Annotated in this window: 3 protein-coding genes and 1 pseudogene; 2 read left to right on the top strand and 2 right to left on the bottom strand. The window is 61.6% G+C overall.

The genetic code is table 11. The features are described from left to right. Positions 1–259: 259 nt before the first annotated feature. Positions 260–1,537, bottom strand: a complete 1,278-nt coding sequence (locus NW863_RS11390) for a DUF4912 domain-containing protein (protein ID WP_414366452.1) — start codon at positions 1,535–1,537, stop codon at positions 260–262. A 156-nt stretch (positions 1,538–1,693) separates the two neighbouring features. Further along, positions 1,694–1,948 carry a hypothetical protein gene (locus NW863_RS11385; RefSeq protein ID WP_414366451.1) on the bottom strand — a complete coding sequence of 85 codons (255 nt, stop codon included), beginning with the start codon at positions 1,946–1,948 and terminating at the stop codon, positions 1,694–1,696. Here NW863_RS11385 and NW863_RS11380 point away from each other — a divergent pair. Beyond that, on the top strand, positions 1,947–2,762 hold the full coding sequence (locus tag NW863_RS11380; protein ID WP_414366450.1) for a hypothetical protein: 816 nt from the start codon (positions 1,947–1,949) through the stop codon (positions 2,760–2,762). The two genes, NW863_RS11385 and NW863_RS11380, sit on opposite strands and share 2 nt — an antisense overlap. Before the next feature lie 83 nt (positions 2,763–2,845). Continuing rightward, positions 2,846–3,084: pseudogene (locus NW863_RS11375) on the top strand (glycosyltransferase family 9 protein); the annotation flags it as partial.

Here is a 3,084-nt window from a genome sequence, read left to right as displayed (position 1 = left end):
TCCCGTCAGGTGAAAGTTTCCACCCCGACTGCTTGTACTCATACTCAATGGATACGAATGGCCTCATTCAGAGCTTGGTACTGCTCTGGTGTTCGGTTGAGTAGCTTGGCTTTCCTGCTAGCATGAAACATCACTCGCTTGAGCGGATAAGCAAAGACAGCGCTTCATCCCCCTAGCTTTAGCCAGGGGCCTTCGCGCATCACTTCCCGGTAAAAAGCCCCCCCTAGAGCTGGGGGGTGAGCAAGCAAGAGCGAGCCCTTTAAGGCAACAGTTCTTCGATAGCCTCCTCCTTGGTGTTGGTGCGGCGGGAGAGGGTGCGGCGGTCGAAGGTCATGTGGATCTCCCGGTTTTGCTCGCCATCGGCAGCCACGGCAAAGATGGGGAAGTCGATGTTGCCATCGGGGAAAGCCATGTGGAAACGGAAGGTGCCATCGGGGTTGAGCTGGATCTTGCGCCCAGCGATGGTGACGGTGGCATCCGGCTCCGTGGCCCCGTAGACGATCAGCTCGGCATCAGCCACCAGCCAGAACTTGCGGGAGCGCCGCGGCAGGACTTCGGAAGCGCCGGAGAACAGCCCCAGGCCCGATCCAGAAGCCATCCAAGGGGCAGCAGGCACTTCGGCCATGGCCATCCCCATCATGCCCACGCCTGACGGGATAATGAACGAGCTGATGGCCTGCTCCGGCACCAGTTGACGGCTGCCCATTTGGTGGCTGCCAAACAGGGATCCCGCCACCCGCATTGCCTCAAAGCCGCCCACCATGTCCAGGAAGGGATCCGCCGTCGCCTCCCGCTGCGGCTCGTCGCCTTTGTAGGCCACCACGCCCATGCCGGCGGCGCTGCGCTTGTAGGGCTCGGTGAGCTGGTAGAGGGTGCGGCCCTGGAGGGGCATCTCAAAGGGCACCGTCAGGAAGTGCTCTTCAAACCAGTCGGAGGGGAAGACCGGCGGCACCATCACTGCTGCTGAGCGGGCCAACATTAGCCAGCGGCCATCTGCCGTCCGGTAGCCAATCTCCACCAAATAGGAGCGGTCGCTCACCGGGATCGGCAGGTACCACTCCCGCGCCAACTCGTCGCAGGGGTACTCCTGCATGCTGTGGGCCGGCTGGCGGTCGAAATCAATATCTGTCACATCGTACAGACGCAGCGCCAACTGCTGGCCGCCCTCGCGGCGCTTGCTTTCCTTGGCTTCGTTGGGGACATCCCAGTAGGCGTAGGCCCACTGGGGATCCCGCGGCAGCAGGACAATGCGGCTTTCGCCATAGCCCCCGGGCAGATCCCCCAGCCCCTTGTCTACATCGGCCAGATCCGGCTTGCTAGCTACTTGGCCGACATACTTCGTCCCGGTAACCGACTCTTGCCCGCTGGGCTCCGGCATCGCATCGATGGGGCGGCCAGTTTTGGCTTGGGCTTCCCGAATGGCCTCGATAAGCTGCTCTTTGGTCATGCGGCTGTACTTGGGGATTTGATAGCGGGCAGCTTCTTCCCGCAACTGCCGGATGGTCATTTCTTCCAATGGGATCCGCTCTGGTGGCATGGTCAGGGTCTCCTGTCTTCGACAACTCAGGCTTTGTGCAATGCTCCAGCTTCTCACCCAAAGGCCGATCCCAGCTTGTGGCTCAGTACAGCCTTGAACCTACTGGCGTGACGGCCTGCTTTGTGCTTTCCAACCCCTGATGACTCCAGGTCGGGATCAACGGGGATCGCAAAGAATGATGAACACATGTTTGCGTATTTTTGCCTGGCGGTCAAGAGCTTGGGGATCGCTGGGGATCAACGCCTGGCTTTCCCAGCCATCTTGACCCAGGGATCCCTCCGCAGGGGAGAAAAAGCCAAAGGGAGGACTGCGCGGGATCCCCTGCCGAACCAGCCCTGCCTGGGTAGCATGGGGGAAGGGTGGGCGGCTGCAGAGCAAACCACAGGTTTTCAGGCCGTGAGGTGGGGGCATGAGGTGGTGGAAAGATAGAACTCAAGGCGCAGGGATCCGAGCGATCTTGGCAGCGCTGGGGATCCTGGTCTGGCCGGGGGAAGCTGTCGAGGCGCAAACGCTGTTTCCTCCCCTTTACCGCCTGCAAGGGGGATCCCCTGCCCCAGCGGTTGAGAAACAACCCTTCCCGGAAGAAACGCCCTGGCGCCTGGTTACTCCCGACCAGGTAGAAGTAGAGTCAGCGGTTTCTAGCGAGAACACAAGCTTGGAAGGGCCGATTTTCGATTTGGACTTGTTGCGCCAGTTCGGCAGCGGGGGCGGTGGCTCGGGTTCTGGCCAGGGAGAAGGGAGCGGGCCCGGCAGCGGCCAGAGCGGGGGGCGCGGCTCCAGCCCTGGCTCGGGGGTGGGCACAGGCCAGGGGCCAGGGGGGGGAGCTGGCCTCGAAGCAGGATCCCAGCGGCAAACCCCGCAGGTAACAGGGCTGATCGTGGATGCCCGCGGCCTGGATTTTCTCCCTAGCCAATCGATGCGCCTTTTGGATCCCGACGGCAACCCAGTTTACCCGCCCCTCAACCTTGGCCAGGATCTCAATGCTGCCTTTGTGGGCAGCGAGGGCACTGCCGCCTATACCACCTCAGAAGAGCAGGCCCGCTCGCTGGTCAACCGCATTGGGGAACGGCCCCACCGCATCCGCGCCATGCGCACCCTAGGCTACGACCTGGTGATCTCTGCCGAAGACGCCTTCAACCTGCGCCAGATGAACGCCAGCGATGGCTTTCTGGATCGCTTTGCTGTGGTAGTCATCTGGGATGGCAGCCAGGCCAGCCGGCCTTGAGTAGCCCTGGGGAGGGGATGGTAGCTTAACAAAAGTGCTCCGCCCTACGGACGCAAACAGCTTTTTCTGGGGATCCCAACCCTATGCAACGGTTTGCCAACCAACCCCTGCGGGAACGACCCCATCTAGCGGTATTTTCTTCCAGCAAGGTGGGCAACTTTGTGGTCACCATCCCCCTCCTGCGGGGCCTCAAGGAAAAATACCCCGGCTGTGTGCTGGATTTTTTTGGCAGCGAGATTACCCGCGACTTTGAGCTCCACTGCCCCTACATCGACTTCAGCTTCCCCCTCTACAGCCGCCGCCCCGATTACCTCGAGGCCCT

It is taken from the genome of Synechococcus sp. B60.1 (assembly GCF_047462555.1).
Classification (GTDB): domain Bacteria; phylum Cyanobacteriota; class Cyanobacteriia; order Thermostichales; family Thermostichaceae; genus Thermostichus.
This window is presented reverse-complemented; position numbering and strand designations above follow the sequence as displayed.